General features: G+C 61.0%; 15 protein-coding genes. 5 read left to right on the top strand and 10 right to left on the bottom strand.

Features of this window, described 5'->3' with window-relative positions:
* Nucleotides 1–56: 56 nt before the first annotated feature.
* The gene (locus tag HHL22_RS01815) at nucleotides 57–323 is read right to left on the bottom strand and encodes a hypothetical protein (protein WP_169529259.1); all 267 of its coding nucleotides are present in this window, start codon (nucleotides 321–323) and stop codon (nucleotides 57–59) included.
* Nucleotides 324–539: 216 nt separating this feature from the next.
* On the bottom strand, nucleotides 540–1,004 hold the full coding sequence (locus HHL22_RS01820; RefSeq protein WP_169529260.1) for a peptidylprolyl isomerase: 465 nt from the start codon (nucleotides 1,002–1,004) through the stop codon (nucleotides 540–542).
* 138 nt (nucleotides 1,005–1,142) lie between these two features.
* Between HHL22_RS01820 and HHL22_RS01825 the strand changes: the two genes are divergently transcribed.
* A complete protein-coding gene (locus HHL22_RS01825; RefSeq protein ID WP_169529261.1) occupies nucleotides 1,143–1,784 on the top strand; it encodes a fasciclin domain-containing protein in 642 nt (213 codons plus the stop codon).
* A 78-nt stretch (nucleotides 1,785–1,862) separates the two neighbouring features.
* On the opposite strand, the gene HHL22_RS01830 is transcribed toward HHL22_RS01825, so the two are convergent.
* Nucleotides 1,863–2,753, bottom strand: a complete 891-nt coding sequence (locus HHL22_RS01830; protein ID WP_169529262.1) for an NAD(P)-dependent oxidoreductase — start codon at nucleotides 2,751–2,753, stop codon at nucleotides 1,863–1,865.
* A 112-nt stretch (nucleotides 2,754–2,865) separates the two neighbouring features.
* Here HHL22_RS01830 and HHL22_RS01835 point away from each other — a divergent pair, with 112 nt between their 5' ends.
* Nucleotides 2,866–4,239 carry a 3-keto-disaccharide hydrolase gene (locus HHL22_RS01835; protein WP_169529263.1) on the top strand — a complete coding sequence of 458 codons (1,374 nt, stop codon included), beginning with the start codon at nucleotides 2,866–2,868 and terminating at the stop codon, nucleotides 4,237–4,239.
* 174 nt (nucleotides 4,240–4,413) lie between these two features.
* Complete coding sequence (locus HHL22_RS01840) at nucleotides 4,414–5,769, top strand: Gfo/Idh/MocA family protein (protein WP_169529264.1); 1,356 nt, start codon at nucleotides 4,414–4,416, stop codon at nucleotides 5,767–5,769.
* Between the two features lie 140 nt (nucleotides 5,770–5,909).
* On the opposite strand, the gene rsgA is transcribed toward HHL22_RS01840, so the two are convergent.
* From rsgA to HHL22_RS01860, 4 genes are all read right to left on the bottom strand, one after another.
* Nucleotides 5,910–6,836, bottom strand: coding sequence for a ribosome small subunit-dependent GTPase A (gene rsgA / locus HHL22_RS01845; protein ID WP_169529265.1), 927 nt, complete (start codon nucleotides 6,834–6,836; stop codon nucleotides 5,910–5,912).
* Nucleotides 6,837–6,880: 44 nt separating this feature from the next.
* Nucleotides 6,881–8,128, bottom strand: a complete 1,248-nt coding sequence (locus HHL22_RS01850) for a 3-deoxy-D-manno-octulosonic acid transferase (RefSeq protein ID WP_169529266.1) — start codon at nucleotides 8,126–8,128, stop codon at nucleotides 6,881–6,883.
* 89 nt (nucleotides 8,129–8,217) lie between these two features.
* On the bottom strand, nucleotides 8,218–8,796 hold the full coding sequence (locus tag HHL22_RS01855) for a peroxiredoxin (RefSeq protein ID WP_169529267.1): 579 nt from the start codon (nucleotides 8,794–8,796) through the stop codon (nucleotides 8,218–8,220).
* Nucleotides 8,797–8,934: 138 nt separating this feature from the next.
* Nucleotides 8,935–10,248 carry an aspartate kinase gene (locus HHL22_RS01860; protein ID WP_241737942.1) on the bottom strand — a complete coding sequence of 438 codons (1,314 nt, stop codon included), beginning with the start codon at nucleotides 10,246–10,248 and terminating at the stop codon, nucleotides 8,935–8,937.
* A gap of 172 nt (nucleotides 10,249–10,420) precedes the next feature.
* Between HHL22_RS01860 and fbp the strand changes: the two genes are divergently transcribed.
* Nucleotides 10,421–11,437 (top strand): class 1 fructose-bisphosphatase, encoded by a 1,017-nt coding sequence (fbp, locus tag HHL22_RS01865; RefSeq protein ID WP_169529268.1) that lies wholly within the window; start codon nucleotides 10,421–10,423, stop codon nucleotides 11,435–11,437.
* Nucleotides 11,438–11,523: 86 nt separating this feature from the next.
* Here fbp and HHL22_RS01870 read toward each other — a convergent pair whose 3' ends face one another.
* The 3 genes from HHL22_RS01870 to yihA form a co-directional block, all read right to left on the bottom strand.
* Nucleotides 11,524–12,027 carry a DUF5606 family protein gene (locus HHL22_RS01870; RefSeq protein WP_169529269.1) on the bottom strand — a complete coding sequence of 168 codons (504 nt, stop codon included), beginning with the start codon at nucleotides 12,025–12,027 and terminating at the stop codon, nucleotides 11,524–11,526.
* Nucleotides 12,028–12,164: 137 nt separating this feature from the next.
* A complete protein-coding gene (locus tag HHL22_RS01875; protein WP_169529270.1) occupies nucleotides 12,165–12,608 on the bottom strand; it encodes a TonB family protein in 444 nt (147 codons plus the stop codon).
* 71 nt (nucleotides 12,609–12,679) lie between these two features.
* Nucleotides 12,680–13,297, bottom strand: coding sequence for a ribosome biogenesis GTP-binding protein YihA/YsxC (gene yihA, locus HHL22_RS01880; RefSeq protein ID WP_169529271.1), 618 nt, complete (start codon nucleotides 13,295–13,297; stop codon nucleotides 12,680–12,682).
* 383 nt (nucleotides 13,298–13,680) lie between these two features.
* Between yihA and HHL22_RS01885 the strand changes: the two genes are divergently transcribed.
* Nucleotides 13,681–15,945 carry an OmpA family protein gene (locus HHL22_RS01885; RefSeq protein ID WP_169529272.1) on the top strand — a complete coding sequence of 755 codons (2,265 nt, stop codon included), beginning with the start codon at nucleotides 13,681–13,683 and terminating at the stop codon, nucleotides 15,943–15,945.
* Nucleotides 15,946–15,948 lie beyond the last annotated feature (3 nt).

Here is a 15,948-nt window from a genome sequence, read left to right on the forward strand (position 1 = left end):
AAAGCCCCGCGCACCAATCGGTGCGCGGGGCTTTTTGCTGCTTAGTACCCTAGGGCTCAATAGCCGGTTTTCACTTGCTGCTTACGGGCTTTTAGCTCCTGCTTAGCGCTTTTAATCTGGTAATCAATGGCTTTTAATTTGGCCTTCTCGCTGTTCACTACGGCTTCCTGCGAGTTGCGCTGGTTTTCCAAGTCTTGCACGCGGCGGGCCTGCTCAGCAATAATAGGATTGGGCGAGTTGACGTCGGAGCGGAAAACCGAGCAGCTACCCAGCGAGCAGCTAGCTGCGGCCAGCAGCGTAACGAATCTTAACGAGTATCTCATGTCAATAGAGGGGTTTTGGCGAAGCGGCCGGCCCTAGGCCTACTAGTCGGCGCCAACTACAAAAACGCTACTAAATAGGTAGCAGGGAACTGCCCAGCTATACGGGGCGCGGCGGCGCCCGACTGAAAAGCACAAAAAAAGTGACCGGAATTTTCCGGTCACTTTGGGTTACCAGTGCTGGTAGCCAGGCAGCTAGCTGCTGGCACGGCGGCGGGCCTAGGCTGCGTCGTCGTGCACTACTATCTTGGTAATCTCGTCGTTGCCGCGAATCTGGTCGATTACGTCCAGGCCATCCACCACTTTGCCGAACACGGTGTGCACGCGGTCAAGGTGGGCGGTGTTCTGGCGGTCGTGCACGATGAAAAACTGCGAGCCGCCGGTGTCTTTGCCGGCGTGGGCCATGCTGAGCACGCCGCGCTCGTGGTGCTGGTGGCCGCCGCTGGTTTCGCACTTAATCTTGTAGCCGGGGCCGCCGGTGCCGGGCATCCCCTTGGCGCCGGGCTTGGTGTTGGGGTCGCCGCCCTGAATCATGAAATTCGGGATGACGCGGTGAAACTTCGTGCCGTCGTAGAAGCCTTTGCTGGCCAGGTCGGTGAAGTTCTTAACGGTATTGGGGGCGTCCTCTTCGTAGAACTCAACTTTCATAACCCCCTTGGGGGTGTGGATTTCGGCAGTTTTCATAAAAACAGCTTGGTGGGAAAATGGAGCCCGCGACCGGGCCTAGGGTAAGGTACGGCGCGGCCCGTGCTAGGGGTTCAGCAACCCCGCCTAGCCGTTGCTGCGTACAGGGGGCGTACCATTTTCGGTTTTTCTCCCTTTATGTCCAAACACCTTCTTTCCTTCGCTGCGGCCTTGGCTTTGTCGGCCAGCCTCGCCAGTTGCGGCGGCAGCGACAACACCGCCGAAACTACCACTACTACGCCCAGCACCGCCAACCCGGCCGACTCGGTAGCCGCTATGGCCGGCGACTCGGCCCGCATGGCTAAGCCCGGCGGCGTAATGGTGGACGGCGTGGCTATGACGGCCGATAAAAACATTGTGCAAAACGCAATGGGCGCCAAAAGCGTGAGCACCCTAGTAACGCTGGTGAAAAGCGCTGGCTTAGTAGAAACCTTGTCGGGCCCCGGTCCCTTTACCGTATTTGCCCCCACCAACGCCGCTTTCGCCAAGCTGCCCAAGGCTGCCCTAACCGAGCTGCAAGCTCCCTCCAACGTGGCCAAGCTTAAGGGCGTGCTTACCTACCACGTCATTCCGGGCCGCCTGGTGGCCGCCGACCTCAAGGATGGCCAGGAAATCACGACCGTGAACGGCGAGAAGTTGCACGTGTCCATCAAGGACGGCAAGGTGATGATTGGCAACGGCAAGGACGCCCCCGCCACCGTGCAAATTCCCGACGTGATTTCCAGCAATGGCGTCACCCACGTTATCGATACCGTTATTCTGCCCCTGCCGGCCAAGTAAGCCAGTAGCGTAATACTGAACGTCAGGCTGAGTTGCTTCACCAACTCAGCCTGACGTTTTTTAGTGGTTGCCAGGCATCTATTTTCCTGCGAGGCCCGCGTCGTCCGACACGCGCTGGGCGAAGCTGGCCCAGTCTACGTCGGGCTCGCCTAGGGCCACGGTCGCGGTGAGGCGGTCGCGGATGATATTGGCGAAGGGCATGGGCATGTCGTTTTTATAAGCTTCCTGCACCACCAGGTTCATATCCTTGCGGATGATGGCGGGCGGCGCGCCCACCGGCTGGTAGTGCTGCTCGGCAATGAGCTTGCCGTAGCTTTTGTAAATGGGGTTGTTGAAGAGCGTGCTGGTCAGCATCTCGTAGAAGCCCACGCGGTCGAGGCCGCATTTCTCGGCCAGGGTCAGCGCCTCGGCCATCCCTTCGATGACGGTGCCGAGCAGGAAATTGCCGCACAGCTTGGCTACGCTGGCCGCGCCGGGGTCGTCGCCAAAGTCGTGGATGCCCTGGCCGATGGCCGCCTGCGCGGGCGTGAGCTGCGCGCGCACCTCGGCCGTGGCGCCCGAGCTGCCCACCCACAGCTTGCCCGCCGCCGCCACATCGGGCTTGCCAAACACGGGCGAAGCCACCAGAAATGAGCCGTGCGCCCGGTGCGCCTCGGCCAGGCGGCGGTTGGTATCGGGCGCTACGGTGCTGCACGAAGCATGAATGGCCCCTAGGGGCAGCGTGCTGAGTATACCGTCGGGGCCGGTCGTAATTTCTTCCAGCGCCTGGTCGTTGGTTACCATCGTGAAAACGAGGTCGGCCGTGCGCACGGCCTCGGCGGGGCTGGCCGCCACGGTGGCGCCCAGCTGGCGCAGGGGCTCGGCTTTGGCGGCGGTGCGGTTGTAGACGGTGAGCGGAAAGCCGGCTTTGAGCAGGTTAGTAGCCATGGCAGCCCCCATGCTGCCCAGGCCCAGAAAAGAAATGTTCATGCCCGCCTAACGAGCACGCGCAGGCAAAAGATGCTAAAAATGCAACTGCCTGGGGGCTGTATGTTACTTTTAGCGCACCAAGCTTTTGTAACCCACTCGCCTTTTCCCGCCCATGCCACTCCTTCGCACTGCTTGGCTGGCCGCCTGCCTGGCCGCCCCGCTGCTTGCTACCGCCGCTACGCCGCCGGCCGGCACCTGGCAAAACCTGTTTGATGGCAAGACCCTGACCGGCTGGAAGCGCCTAGGGGGCACGGCCACCTATAAGGTGGAAAACGGCGCCATCGTGGGTACGACCGTAGCCAATTCGGGCAATACCTTTTTGGTGACGGAAAAGGAGTACGGCGACTACGTGCTGGAGCTGGACGCCAAGATTGACGACCCCACCAATAATTCGGGCGTGCAAACGCGCAGCCACTTCGGCGGGGCCGCGGCGCCGGGCAAGGTCTACGGCCGCCAGGTCGAGATTGACCCCTCGGCCCGGAGCTGGTCGGGCGGCATCTACGACGAGGCCCGCCGCCAGTGGCTCTACCCGCTAGACTTGCACCCGCAGGCCAAAACGGCGTTCAAGGTGGGCGAGTACAACCATATAAAGGTGGAGTGCCTGGGCAACGAAATGAAGACCTGGGTGAACGGCGTGCCCGTGGCCTACGTGGTGGACCCCGTAGACCCTAGGGGCTTCATCGGCCTGCAGGTGCACGCCGTGAGCGAGGCCGCCCAGGCCGGCCACAAGGTATATTTCAAGAACATCCGCATCAAGACCACCGGCCTCACGCCCAGCGCGTTCCCAGCCGATATCTACGTAGTCAACTTCGTGCCTAACTACCTGAATGCCTACGAAAAGCAGCACGGCTGGCAGCTGCTCTTCGATGGGAAAAGCCCGGCGGGCTGGCGTAGCGCCAAAGGCCCCACCTTCCCCGCCCATGGCTGGGAAATAGCCGACGGCACGCTCACCGTGCTGCCTTCCGAGGGCAAGGAAGCGGCCAACGGCGGCGACATCGTGACCCAGGCCGAGTACGGCGCGTTCGACTTATCGTTCGAGTTTAAGCTGACGCCGGGCGCCAACAGCGGCGTGAAGTACTTCGTGACGCTGGCCGAAAAAACCGACGCCTCGGCCATCGGCCTCGAATACCAGGTGCTCGACGATGCCCTGCACCCCGACGCCAAGCTGGGCCGCGACGGCGACCGCACCCTGGCCTCGCTCTACGACCTGAAAACCGCTAACAAGCCGCCGCGCTTCGTGCACCCCATCGGCGAGTGGAACGTAGGCCGCGTGGTGGTGTACCCTAACAACCACGTGGAGCACTACCTCAACGGCACCAAGGTGCTGGAGTACGAGCGCGGCTCCCCAGAATTTCGGGAGCTGGTAGCCCAGAGCAAGTACCACGTCTGGCCCAATTTCGGCGAGGCCAAGGCTGGCCACCTCTTGCTGCAAGACCACGGCAATCGCGTGTCGTTTCGCAGCATCAAGCTCAAAGAGCTGAAGTAAAACTGAATCTAAAAAAGACCGTCATGCTGAGCTTGTCGAAGCATCTCTCCTGCGTAAGTAATTCTAACGATTGGAGTTAGTTACGCGGGAGAGATGCTTCGGCAAGCTCAGCATGACGTTCAACTGGTTGCTTTTAAACTCTAGCTACTATATCCCACCCATCTCATCCTAGCCATGTCGCAGCCTCGTCGTCAGTTTCTTCAGCAAGTGGCCCTAGGGGGCGCCGCGGCTCTGCTACCGCGCCTGGCCTGGTCGGCCAGCAGCTACAAGCGCATTATCGGGGCCAACGACCGGGTGCGGGTGGGCGTGGTCGGGTTTTCGGACCGGCACCGCAACTCGCACATGCCCTGCTTTTTGCAGCATTACAAGGCGCTGAATTTCGACGTGGTGGGCGTGTCCGACATCTGGAGCAAGCGCCGCGCCGAGGGCGCCGCCCTGTGGCAGGAGAAGCTCGGCCACCCCGTAGCCGCCTACCGCAACAACGACGAGCTGTATGCCAGCAAAAGCGTGGACGCCGTGTTCATCGGCACCGCCGATTTTCAGCACGCGCTGCATGCCATCGAGGCCGTGCAGGCTGGCTGCGATGCCTACGTCGAGAAGCCGTTTGCCGAAACGATGGCCGACAATCGCGCCGCCCTCAAGGCCGTTAAAAACTCGAAGCAGATTGTGCAAATCGGCTCGCAGCGCCGCAGCGGGGCCAATTACCTGGCCGCCGAGCAGTTCATCAAGTCGGGTAAGTTTGGCCCCATCACAATGGTAGAGCTGACCTGGAACGTGAACCAGCCCGGCCGCTGGCGCCGGCCCGAGCTGGTAGCCCAGCTGCGCGAGGCTGACGTGGACTGGAAGCGTTACCTGCTGAACCGCCCCTTTGAAGCCTACGACCCGCGCAAGTACCTGGAGTACCGCCTGTTCTGGCCCTACTCGTCGGGCCTGCCGGGCCAGTGGATGAGCCACCAAATTGACACCGTGCACTGGTTTACGGGCCTGCCGCACCCGCGCAGCGTGGTGGCCAACGGCGGCATTTACATGTGGAAGGATGGCCGCCGCAACTGGGATACGCTGACGGCGGTGTTTGACTACGGCCCGCTGCAAGACCCCAGCAGCGGCTTCCAAGTCACGTTCGCCTCGCGCATGCACAACGGCGACGAGCACCCGGCCGAAATCTACTACTCCAACGGCGGCGAGCTGAACCTGATTACCAACCGCGTATCGCCCACCGGCGGCCTCACCAAGCAGCACGCCGAGGCCATGCACCTGCCGCCCAACCTGCTGCCCGAGTTCAACCTGGCCAGCGCCGAAGCCGTGGTCGCCTCGGCCAATACCGGCGGCGACGTGCTCACCTCCAACCACGTGCGCAACTGGATGGAGTGCGTGCGCAGCCGCCAGCAGCCCCACGCGCCCGTCGAGGCCGGCTACAGCCACTCCATCGCCAATATCATGACTACGGCCGCCGCCCACACTGGCCTCAAGGCCACGTTTGATGAGAAAACCCAGGAAGTGATGGTAGGCGGCAAGGTGTTCACGTATTAAGTCAAGTAGGGGTACTACGCAACAAAAAAGGCGGTCATGCTGAGCTTGCCGAAGCATCTCTACCGAATAATACGGCGCGGTAGAGATGCTTCGGCAGGCTCAGCATGACCGCCTTTTTTGTTGCGTAGTACCCCTAGGGCCTAATGCCGGTTGTCCTCGTCGGCGAGCATGCTGAGGTAGCTCTCGTAGCGCGGTACGGCCAGCTTGCCCTGGTCCACGGCCTCGCGCACGGCGCAGCCGGGCTCGTGCACGTGCTGGCAGTTGTGGTAGCGGCACTGCCCCAGCAGGGCGCGCATCTCGGGGAAGTAGCCGGCCAGCTCGGCGGGCGGCACGTCCACCAGCCCCAGCTCCTTGATGCCGGGCGTGTCGATAAGGTAGGTGCCGGGCACTACCTCCAGCATTTCGGCGAAGGTGGTGGTGTGCTTGCCCTTATCGGAAAAAGCGCTAATTTCGGCCGTTTTCAGGTCCAGGTCCGGCACCAGCTCGTTGATGAGCGTGCTTTTGCCCACACCCGAATGGCCTGACAGCAGCGATACCTTATTGGGCAGCAGCGAGGCCACGGCCGCCACGTCGGCGCCCGTTTCGGCCGAGCACAGCACGCTCGGGTACCCTAGGCTGGCGTACATGTCGGCTACCTGCGCCTGGTAGTCCAGGGTGTCCGCGTCGTAGAGGTCGGCTTTGTTAAAAATCAGTCTGGCCGGAATGTGGTACGCCTCGGCCGTGACCAGGAAGCGGTCGATAAACCCGAACGAGGTAGCCGGCGACACCAGCGTAACCACCAGCAGCGCCTGGTCGAGGTTGGCAGCCACGATGTGGGCGTGCTCGCTCTTGTGCACTGAGCGCCGGATGATGTAGTTGCGGCGCGGCTCTATGGCGTGAATCACCCCCGCGCCCTCCGACTGCTCGGGCACCTCAAACGCCACCACGTCGCCCACGGCCAGCGGGTTGCTCACCTTCAGGCCCTGGTTTTTGAACTTGCCCCGCAGCCGGCAGCGGTGCAGCTGGCCGGTGCCGGCCTCGCGCACCACGTACCACGAGCCGGTAGATTTAACGACGGTGCCAGTCATGCAAGAGGAACGTTACGAATTAAAAAAGAGCATCAGGCTGACGCTCAGCAAGCGCTGATTGCTAACTCCTTCAGGATGCGGCCCGTGGCGCCCGCGTGGCTGTGCACGTAGTCGAGGCTGGTGTCCTGCACCTTCAGGCGGGCTTCCTCATTGTAGTACAGCCGGTCGAAGGCCGCCTCAAGCTGCTGGGCCGACTGCACCGGGAAGGCGCAGTGCAGCGCCACTAGCTCCACCGCCTCCTGAAACCGCTCGTAGCGCGGCCCAAAAAACACCGGCAGCCCAAAGGCCGCGGCTTCCAGCGTATTGTGCAGCCCCGCCCCAAAGGCGCCGCCCACGTAGGCAAAGCGCCCGAAGCGGTAAAGCTGGCTCAGCAGCCCCACGTTGTCGATGAGCAGCAGGCGGGCCTCGGCCACGGTGGCGGGCGTGGCCCGCGAGTAGCGCACCGTGAGGCCTGGCAGGGCAGCCTCTACTTGCTGCAAATGCGCTTCGCTGATTTCGTGCGGAGCCACGAGGTAGCGCAGGCCGCGGGCGTGCTTGCGCAGCAGCGGGGCCAGGGCGGGCAGGTCTTCGGGCCAGGTGCTGCCGGCTATCAGCAGCGGCGCCCCATCGGCCACGAAGGCTTCGACCAGCGGCAGGGCCCTAGGGGGGGCCGAAGCCGTCGCCGCCACCGTGTCGAAGCGGGTGTCGCCGGCCACCGTCACGCGCGCCAGGCCCAGGCCGCGCAGTAGCTGCGCCGAGGCCTCATCCTGCGTAAAAATGTGGTGCAGCTCGCGTAAAATCTGCCGAAAAAAGCCGCCCCAGGGCTTGAAAAACACTTGGCTGGGCCGAAAAATAGCCGCCACCACCACGGCCGGCACGCCTTGCTGCCGCAACTCGCGCAGGTAGTAGTACCAAAACTCGTACTTCACGAACACGGCCAGGCTAGGCCGCACCAGGCGCACAAACGCGGCCGCGTTGGCGGCCGTGTCGAGCGGCAAGTAAAACACGTAGTCGGCGCCCGGCCAGTTTTTGCGCACTTCGTAGCCCGAGGGTGAGAAGAAGGTGAGCACGATTTTGTGGCCGGGGTACTGCCGCCGCAGCCCCTCCAGCAGCGGCCGGCCCTGCTCAAACTCGCCCAGCGAGGCGCAGTGCATCCAGAGGCGCGGGGCGGGCTCGGCGGCCAGCGCGGCCTCGATGCGCGGCAGCAGCCCCTGCCGCCCCGCCACCCAGGCCGCCGCCTTGGCATTAAACGGCGCGGCCAGCCGCACGGCACTTGCATACAGCCCTAGGCCGGTTGAATACAGAAACTGCAAAAAAGAAAGCCGCGCCCGGCATCAGGCCCGGCGCGGCTACAAAGTTAAGGAATAAGCCAGCCGAGCATGACCGTCTGGCTGCCCCTGGCTTAGCCGTCGGCTTCCCAGTCGGCGGGGCAGGTTTCGCCGTGCTCCTCCAAGTGGCGCAGGGCATCTACCATGCGCAGCGCGTCGGAAATGCGGCGGCCCAGGGGGCGGTCGTTCACCAGTTGGTGACGCACAATGCCATCGCGGTCAATCAGAAACAAGCCCCGGTAGGCCACCGGCGCACCAATAAAGACCATTTCGCCAGTTTCGCTGTAGTCGAAGTGGCCAGCCAGCACGTCGTAATTGGCCGAGATGGTCATGGTACTATCGGCTACCAGCGGGTAAGTGACGCCCTCAATGCCGCCCTCGCTGCGCGGAGTGCGCAGCCAGGCCTTATGCACGTTAACCGAGTCGGTGCTGCAGCCTACTACGGCCACGCCACGCTCCTCAAACTCGGCCAGCTTGGCCTGAAACGCCAGCAGCTCGGTGGGGCAAACGCTCGAAAAATCAGAGGGCCAGAAGAAAAACAGTACGTAGCGCTTGCCGAGGTAGCGGTCAAGCGAAAATTCTTCCTCTACCTGGGTGCCGATAACGGCCGCGGCCCTAAAGGAGGGGGCGCGCTTACCAACGAGTACGGGCATTTTTTAAATTATGAATTATGAGTTATAAATTATGAGTGAAGCCACTAGCGCTCTGCGTCCTCTGCGAAAACACTGCGTCTTCTGCGGGAAATCTTTCCCGCGCCGCCTGTCCCTCATACTCCAAAAACGCCCGCCCGGTTATTCGCGCACCAAAAACTGGAAGGTGCTGCGGGTGCGCTGCTCCAGCAGCAGCGGGCGCCCGGCCGTGAGGCGCTCGATGCTGGCCTGGTCGTAGTGCTTGATGGTGAACAGCGTGAGCCCCGCGTTGTAGTGAATGGTAAACTGCCCCTGCAGCAGCGCCAGCAACTGCTGCACCCGCGCTTCGTGGTAGTCGGTAGCCACCGAAAAGCTGATGGCCGAGTTCTGCATCACGTTAAGCTTCAGCCGCGCCTGAGCCAGGGCGCCAAAAATCACCGCCAGGTTTTCTTCCGAAATAAAGGCGAAATCCTTGCTCTGAAATGACAGCAGGCACTGCCCACCCTTGCGGATGTAGGCCGGGGCCAGCGCCGGGTGCCGGCAGTCGTGGATGAGCGTACCGGGCGCCCTAGGGTCTAGAAACGACTTGACGTAGAGCGGAATGCCGCGCTCGGCCAGCGGCTGCAAGGTCTTGGGGTGAATGACGCTGGCCCCGTAGTAGGCCATCTCAATCGTCTCCTGGTAGCTGATTTCGGAGTACAGCACGGTGTCGGCAAAGATGCGCGGGTCGGCGTTAAGCAGCCCCGGCACGTCTTTCCAAATCGTCACGCTCTCGGCCCCCAGGCAGTAGGCAAAAATGGCGGCCGAGTAGTCGGAGCCCTCGCGCCCTAGGGTGGTGGTGCGTTCCCTGTAAACAGTTTCGGTTGAATTCTGAGTTTTAGGAACGCCGTAACTAGTGCCGCCTAAGAATCCTTGCGTTACCACAACTCCTTCTTTTAAGAGTGGTGCGAGCCAGCTGTACGAATTGACTTGTGTCTTTTGCCAGTCTACTTTTCCTTCGCGCCAAGTGGTATCTGTTTGTATAACCTGCTGGCAATTGCATGACTGCACACCAAGTGTATGAGTAAGCAATTGTGAAGCTAACATTTCGCCAAAGCTGATTATTTGGTCATACTGTTCGTCGTATTCCTCGCTACTAGATTTTATTTTCTGCAGACGTTGCCCAAGCTGCAGAAGCAGCTTATCGAAGTAAAACCAGCCGGTCGATTCTGTAGTTAGCCCTAAACTAGACGCTATACTCCGATGGGTATCTTCCAGTACCTTCAACGGCTCCGCGTAATCCTCCCCCCGCCAGGCCAAGTCGAAAATCTCCTCCAGCGCATTGGTCGTCTTGCCCATCGCCGACACCACAATGAGCAGTGGCTGCCCTAGGGCCGTTTCCTGCACGATGCGGCAGACGTTGAGGATGCCGGCCGCGTCCTTCACCGAGGCGCCGCCAAACTTGTAGACCCGCAGGCCCGGTACTACGTTGCTCATAGATGCCAAAACTAGGGCGCGGTCGGGAAAGCCCGGCGGTGCGGGGGGCTTGGCGGCGCCCGGCCTGGGGCCTGCCCGGCCCGAAAGCTTCCGTAATCGTTTGCGGAAATGTTGCTAGGCTGCGCGCCGGGCTTAGAGTAGCTTTGTAGCGGTTCATTTTATACGCATCCTCATGGACGCCAGCAAGCTTGCCCTGCCCGTCGGCACTACACTCGACCGCTTCATCATGCGCAAGCAGGAGGATTTTCCCTATGCTACTGGCGAGTTGAGCCAGCTGTTGCGCGACATTGCCTTGGCCGCTAAAATCGTGAACCGCGAAATCAACCGCTCGGGCCTCATCGACATTGCCGGCGCCTACGGCAACCAGAACGTGCAGGGTGAGGAGCAGCAGAAACTCGACGTAGTGGCCAACATCCGTTTTATCCGCGCGCTGCGCAACGGCGGCGAGGCCTGCACCATCATCTCGGAAGAAGACGACGAGGCCATTGATACCGGCAACGTGCAGGGTAAGTACATCGTGGCCATTGACCCGCTTGATGGCTCGTCCAACATCGACGTGAACGTGAGCATTGGCACCATTTTCAGCGTGTACCGCCGCGTGTCGCCCACCGGCCAGCCCGGCACCGCGGCCGACTGCCTGCAGCCCGGCACCCACCAGGTAGCGGCCGGCTACGTCATCTACGGCTCCAGCACGATGCTCGTCTACACCACCGGCAACGGCGTCAACGGCTTTACCTACGAGCCGAGCCTAGGGGAGTTTTTCCTCTCGCATCCCGACATTCAGACGCCCCGCACCGGCACCATTTATTCCATCAACGAGGGCTCCAGTAACTCGTTTTCGCCCGGCGTAGCGGCCTTCGTGCGGCACTGCCAAGACGCGCAGTTTTCGGCCCGCTACATTGGCTCGCTGGTGGCCGATTTTCACCGCAACCTGCTCAAGGGCGGCATCTACCTCTACCCCGCCACGGCCAAAAACCCCGCCGGCAAGCTGCGCCTCATGTACGAATGCAACCCGCTGGCTTTCATCGTGGAGCAGGCCGGCGGCCGCAGCTCCAACGGCTACGCGCGCACCCTCGAGCTAGAGCCCGCTGCCTGCCACCAGCGCTGCCCCTTCTTCATTGGCAGCCCCGAGTTAGTGGCACTGGCCGAGCGCTTTTTGGCCCAGGAAACGGTGCCCGCAGGAGTATAACAAGCTGTATCGCATTAGCTTAATAAGTAGGTCTGGCCACGCTTACGCGGCCGGACCTGCTTATTAAAATTGGTTGGCTCAGAAAGCTACCGTGTTACCTCCGGGTTGCCGGCGTCGGTGGGGCTAGGGTCGGTTTCGCCGATAACGCCGCCGGTGCTCAGGGGCTCATCGGCGGCGGGCTCGTCGGCTGCCGCTGCTTGGTAGGGCACGTTTTTGCTCACGATGCCGTACCAGGTAGCCAGCTTTTTAATATCGGACTGGTACACGCGGTTGCGGTCATACTCGGGCAGCACCTCGCCCATAAAGCTCGTTAGTTCGGCCTCGCCCGACTTGCCCGTCACGGGCAGCTCGGCGCCGTAGCGCTGGTGAATGCGCTCAAATACCTCCGTCAGCGGCACCGTCTCGTCCGAGTCCTGCGTGTAGATGCCAATCTCGGTTAGCAGCGAAACCTTGTTGCTGGCCGGTGCCAGCGAGCGGGTGCCTTTAGCATCCAGGCTTTCGACGAGCACACCGTGACGGGCGGGCCGCACCAGCCGAAACAAACCACTTTGGCCACTAATGGCAGCCAGCTCTTTCAAATCGTAGGGCATTGGGGAAGAAGTAGAGGAATAGATAGAATGTGAGAATGGGTAAAATGTGAAGATGTAAAAAGGATGGTATGTGCCGAGCAATGACAATATTACATGTTACATCTTTCTACATCTTCGCATTTGTCACATTACAAAAATCAGTTTTGGGTAGTGTTGGAAGTCGGCCGACTAATCTTGAAATCCATCGGCATCTTCAAGATGATAGGGTTGTCAGGGCGCTTGAACTTGATGAGGCGCAGCAGGCGCGTGGCCTCGTCGCCGATGCCGCCGCCGGGGTTCACCAAGACGCGCACGTTGCTAAGCGAGCCGTCGGCGTTGAGCGTAAAATCGAGCAGGCAGCGGCCCTGCTGCCGGGTGCGGTAGGCGAGGGCCGGGTATTTCACTTCCTGCGCCAGAAAGGCATAGAGGGCCTCCTGGCCGCCCTCGTAGTAAGCGGCTACCGGCAGTGCTTCGGTGGGGCGCACAATGGTGCCTATGCTTTTGGAGGCAGTCGCACCTGGAGCGGGGGCCGGCGTGGTTTGTGCCTGGGCGGCTGTAGCCAGGCCAGCCAGCGCCAGCAGGGTAAACAAGGATTTTTTCATGTACTAGTTGTAAATAAGGGCAGGCAAACCCCGCTAGCCAGCCCTAGGGGCAATCGGCGGGCCAAAAGTAGCTACTTGCTCGGCGCTTCGGCCGCCAGCTGGCGGTTCACCTCGTCCACGAAGCCCAGCACCGCCTCGCGCCCCGCCCCGGTTTCGGCCGACGTGATGAAGTGGCGCGGCAGCTCGTCCCACTGCTCCTGCATTTGGCGCAGGTAGGCGTCCACCAACTCTTGGGTGCGCGTGGCCGACTGCTTATCGGCCTTCGTAAAAATCATGACGAACGGCACGCCCGCCTCGCCCAGCCAGGCCATAAACTCTAAATCGACGGCTTGCGGCGCGTGGCGCGAGTCGAGCAGCACGCACACGCAGGTCAGGTTTTCGCGCTTGGTGAGGTAGGCCTTTATCATCTTGCCCCAGTCGGCCCGCGAGCTTTTGCTGACGCGGGCGTAGCCGTAGCCCGGCAAGTCAACCAAGTACCACTCGTCGTTAATCATAAAGTGGTTGATAACCTGGGTTTTGCCGGGAGTGCTCGATATTTTGGCCAGCGCCAGGCGGCCCGTCAGCATATTGATGAGCGACGACTTGCCCACGTTGGAGCGCCCGATAAAAGCGTACTCGGGGCGGTCGGGGGCGGGGCAGGCGGCCACCTGGGTGTTGCTGCTCAAAAAACTTGCTTCGCGAATGACCATGGCGGGTTACCTTCTAAACAGTGCGGGTACAAAGATGCGGCGGGCTACGGGCGCAAGCGGCACCCTAGGCCCATCAGCAAGGCTAAGGTGGTAGCGGCTTGCGGTTTAGTGGCTGCCGCTATCTTTGCGGAGTGCCCTGGCAAAGGCGCACCAGCAGTAGGGGAGGCCGCTGGCTAACCCCTAAAGCCGAGCTTAACCCCAAGTATTCAATATATTTGTCGGCCTATTAGCTGAAGCCCTAGGCTGCCAGGGGCTAACCCTGCGGCTAGTTTACAGTATAAGTTGCCAGTTTTTACGCGTGGCGCGGCACTGGGCGGGCGCCCGCTACTCACTTATAACTACCGTCCTTCCTTAAAAAATTCTTCAATCACTTCCTTTTTTCAATGGACAACCTATCCAAACGGCTGCTGCAAGCTTCCTGCGCGCTGACGCTGACGGTGGCCGTGAGCACCTCGGCCGACGCTCAAAGCGTGCGCAAGGACCTGCAAACGGCAAACAAGCTCTATAATCAGGAAAACTACCGGGCCTCTATTCCTTATTACGAGCGCGTACTGGCCAAAGACCCCAATAACGCTACGGCGCTGTTTCGGGCCGGGGTAGCTTACCTGTCCTTTGATAAAGAAAAGGCGAGCGACTACATCTACAAGGCGCAGAAGGTGAAGCCTAAAGTGTCGAAGGATGTGGAGTACTGGCTGGGCCGGGTGGACCACCTCAACTACAATTTCGACGAGGCGATTACCCACTACCAGAACTACAACGCCACGCTGAAAAAGAAGAATGACTCGCGCCGCGAAGAAGTAGCGCAGCTCATTCAACATAGCAAAAACGCGAAGGTGCTGTTCAACTCGCCCAAGGACATCTTCGTGAAGAACTTGGGCCCCACGGTGAATACGCAGTATTCGGAGCACAGCCCGGTTATCTCGTCGGACGATAAGACGCTGATTTTCACGACCCGCGCCAACCCCACCGACATTCCGGGCCTCGACACCAAGCGCCGCGACAAGACGGCCGCCGATGGTGAGTACTACGAGGGCATCGTGGAAACGCACCGCATCGACGCCGACAACTGGGAGAAGCCGCGCTCGCTGTCGCAGGCACTCAACAGCAAAGGCCACGACGCCTCCGACCAGCTGTTTGACAACGACACCAAGCTGCTGATGTATCGCAGCGACGAGGACGGTGACGTGTTCATCGCCTCGAAGGCGGCGGGCGGCGACTGGCAGGCCCCGGTGAAGCTGAACAACAACATCAACTCGAAGCAGTACGAGGGCGACGCCTATATCACCCCGGACGGCAACACGCTGTACTTCTCGACCGCCCACTACTCGGAGGACGGCAACCTGGACCTCTACTACAGCACCCGCACGCCGGGCGGCGACTGGGGCCCGGCTAAGTCCCTAGGGGGTGTTATCAACACCAAGTACGACGAGGATAGCCCCTACATCAGCCGCGACGGCAAGACGCTGTATTTCAGCTCGCGCGGCCACAACACGATGGGCGACTACGACATCTTCAAGTCGCAGTACGACAGCATCGGCCACAAGTGGGGCCGGCCCGAGAACATGGGCTACCCCATCAACACGCCCGACGCCGACTCGTACTACCGCCTGGCGCCCGATGGCACGTATGCTTACCTCAGTTCGTACCGCATTGGTGGCTACGGCGAGAAGGACATCTATACCATCAGCTACATCAAGAACATCAACATCAAGGGCCAGGTGTTCTCGAAGCGTGATAGCACCACGGCCATTCCGGGCGTTGAGCTGGTGTTTAACGGCACGCAGGCCGACAAAACGGCCATCAGCTTCCGCGACATCACCAAGGACCCCAACGGCGACTACAAGGTGAGCGTGCTGTCGGGCCGCACCTACCAGGTGGTGGTAAACAAGGACGGCAAGAACATTGAGACGCAGGAGTTTGCCGTGCCGGTTTCGACCAACGACTCGACCAGCATCACTAAGAACTTCTACGTGAACTACGTGGATACCCTAGGCCTGGCGTTCCAGCCCGGCGGTGCTAATAACGTGATGAAGTCGATTTATTTCGACACCGATAAATACAAGCTGCGCGCCGAGGCCATTAAGGTGCTGAATGCCAACGCGAACTATTTGAAGGCTAATCCTGGTGTCAACGTATCGGTAGAAGGTAACTGCGACTCGCGCAACACGGATGAGTACAACATGGTACTCGGCCAGAACCGCGCCGACGCGGGCAAGAACTACCTCGTGAAGCAAGGCATTGCCGACGCCCGCATTACGACCGTGAGCTTTGGCGAGCGCAAGCCCATTGCGCCGAACGATTCGCCGGAAAACATGCAGCTTAACCGCCGCGATGACTTCCGCCCCATCCGCGTAGCAGGCCCGGCTCCTATGCCGCCCGCGCCCACCGCTACTGGCACCACGACGACTACCACGGTTATTGCTGTGCCCGTGGAAACTGCCCCGCCGCTGCCCGGCAAGAGCAAGGTGAAGATGGCCGACGGCTCGAAGGTGAAAACCAAGGTGGACGAGGACAGCGACAAAGTGAAGGTGAAAACCAAAGGCGCGCAGGGTTCGAAGTCGAAAACCGTTTCGAAAGACGGCGAGTTAGATTCGAAAGCCAAAGACGCCTCGGGCGAGAAGGCCAAGGTGAAAGCCAAAGCCGAGTAACCC

The sequence above is a fragment of the Hymenobacter polaris genome (assembly GCF_012927305.1).
GTDB lineage: Bacteria > Bacteroidota > Bacteroidia > Cytophagales > Hymenobacteraceae > Hymenobacter > Hymenobacter polaris.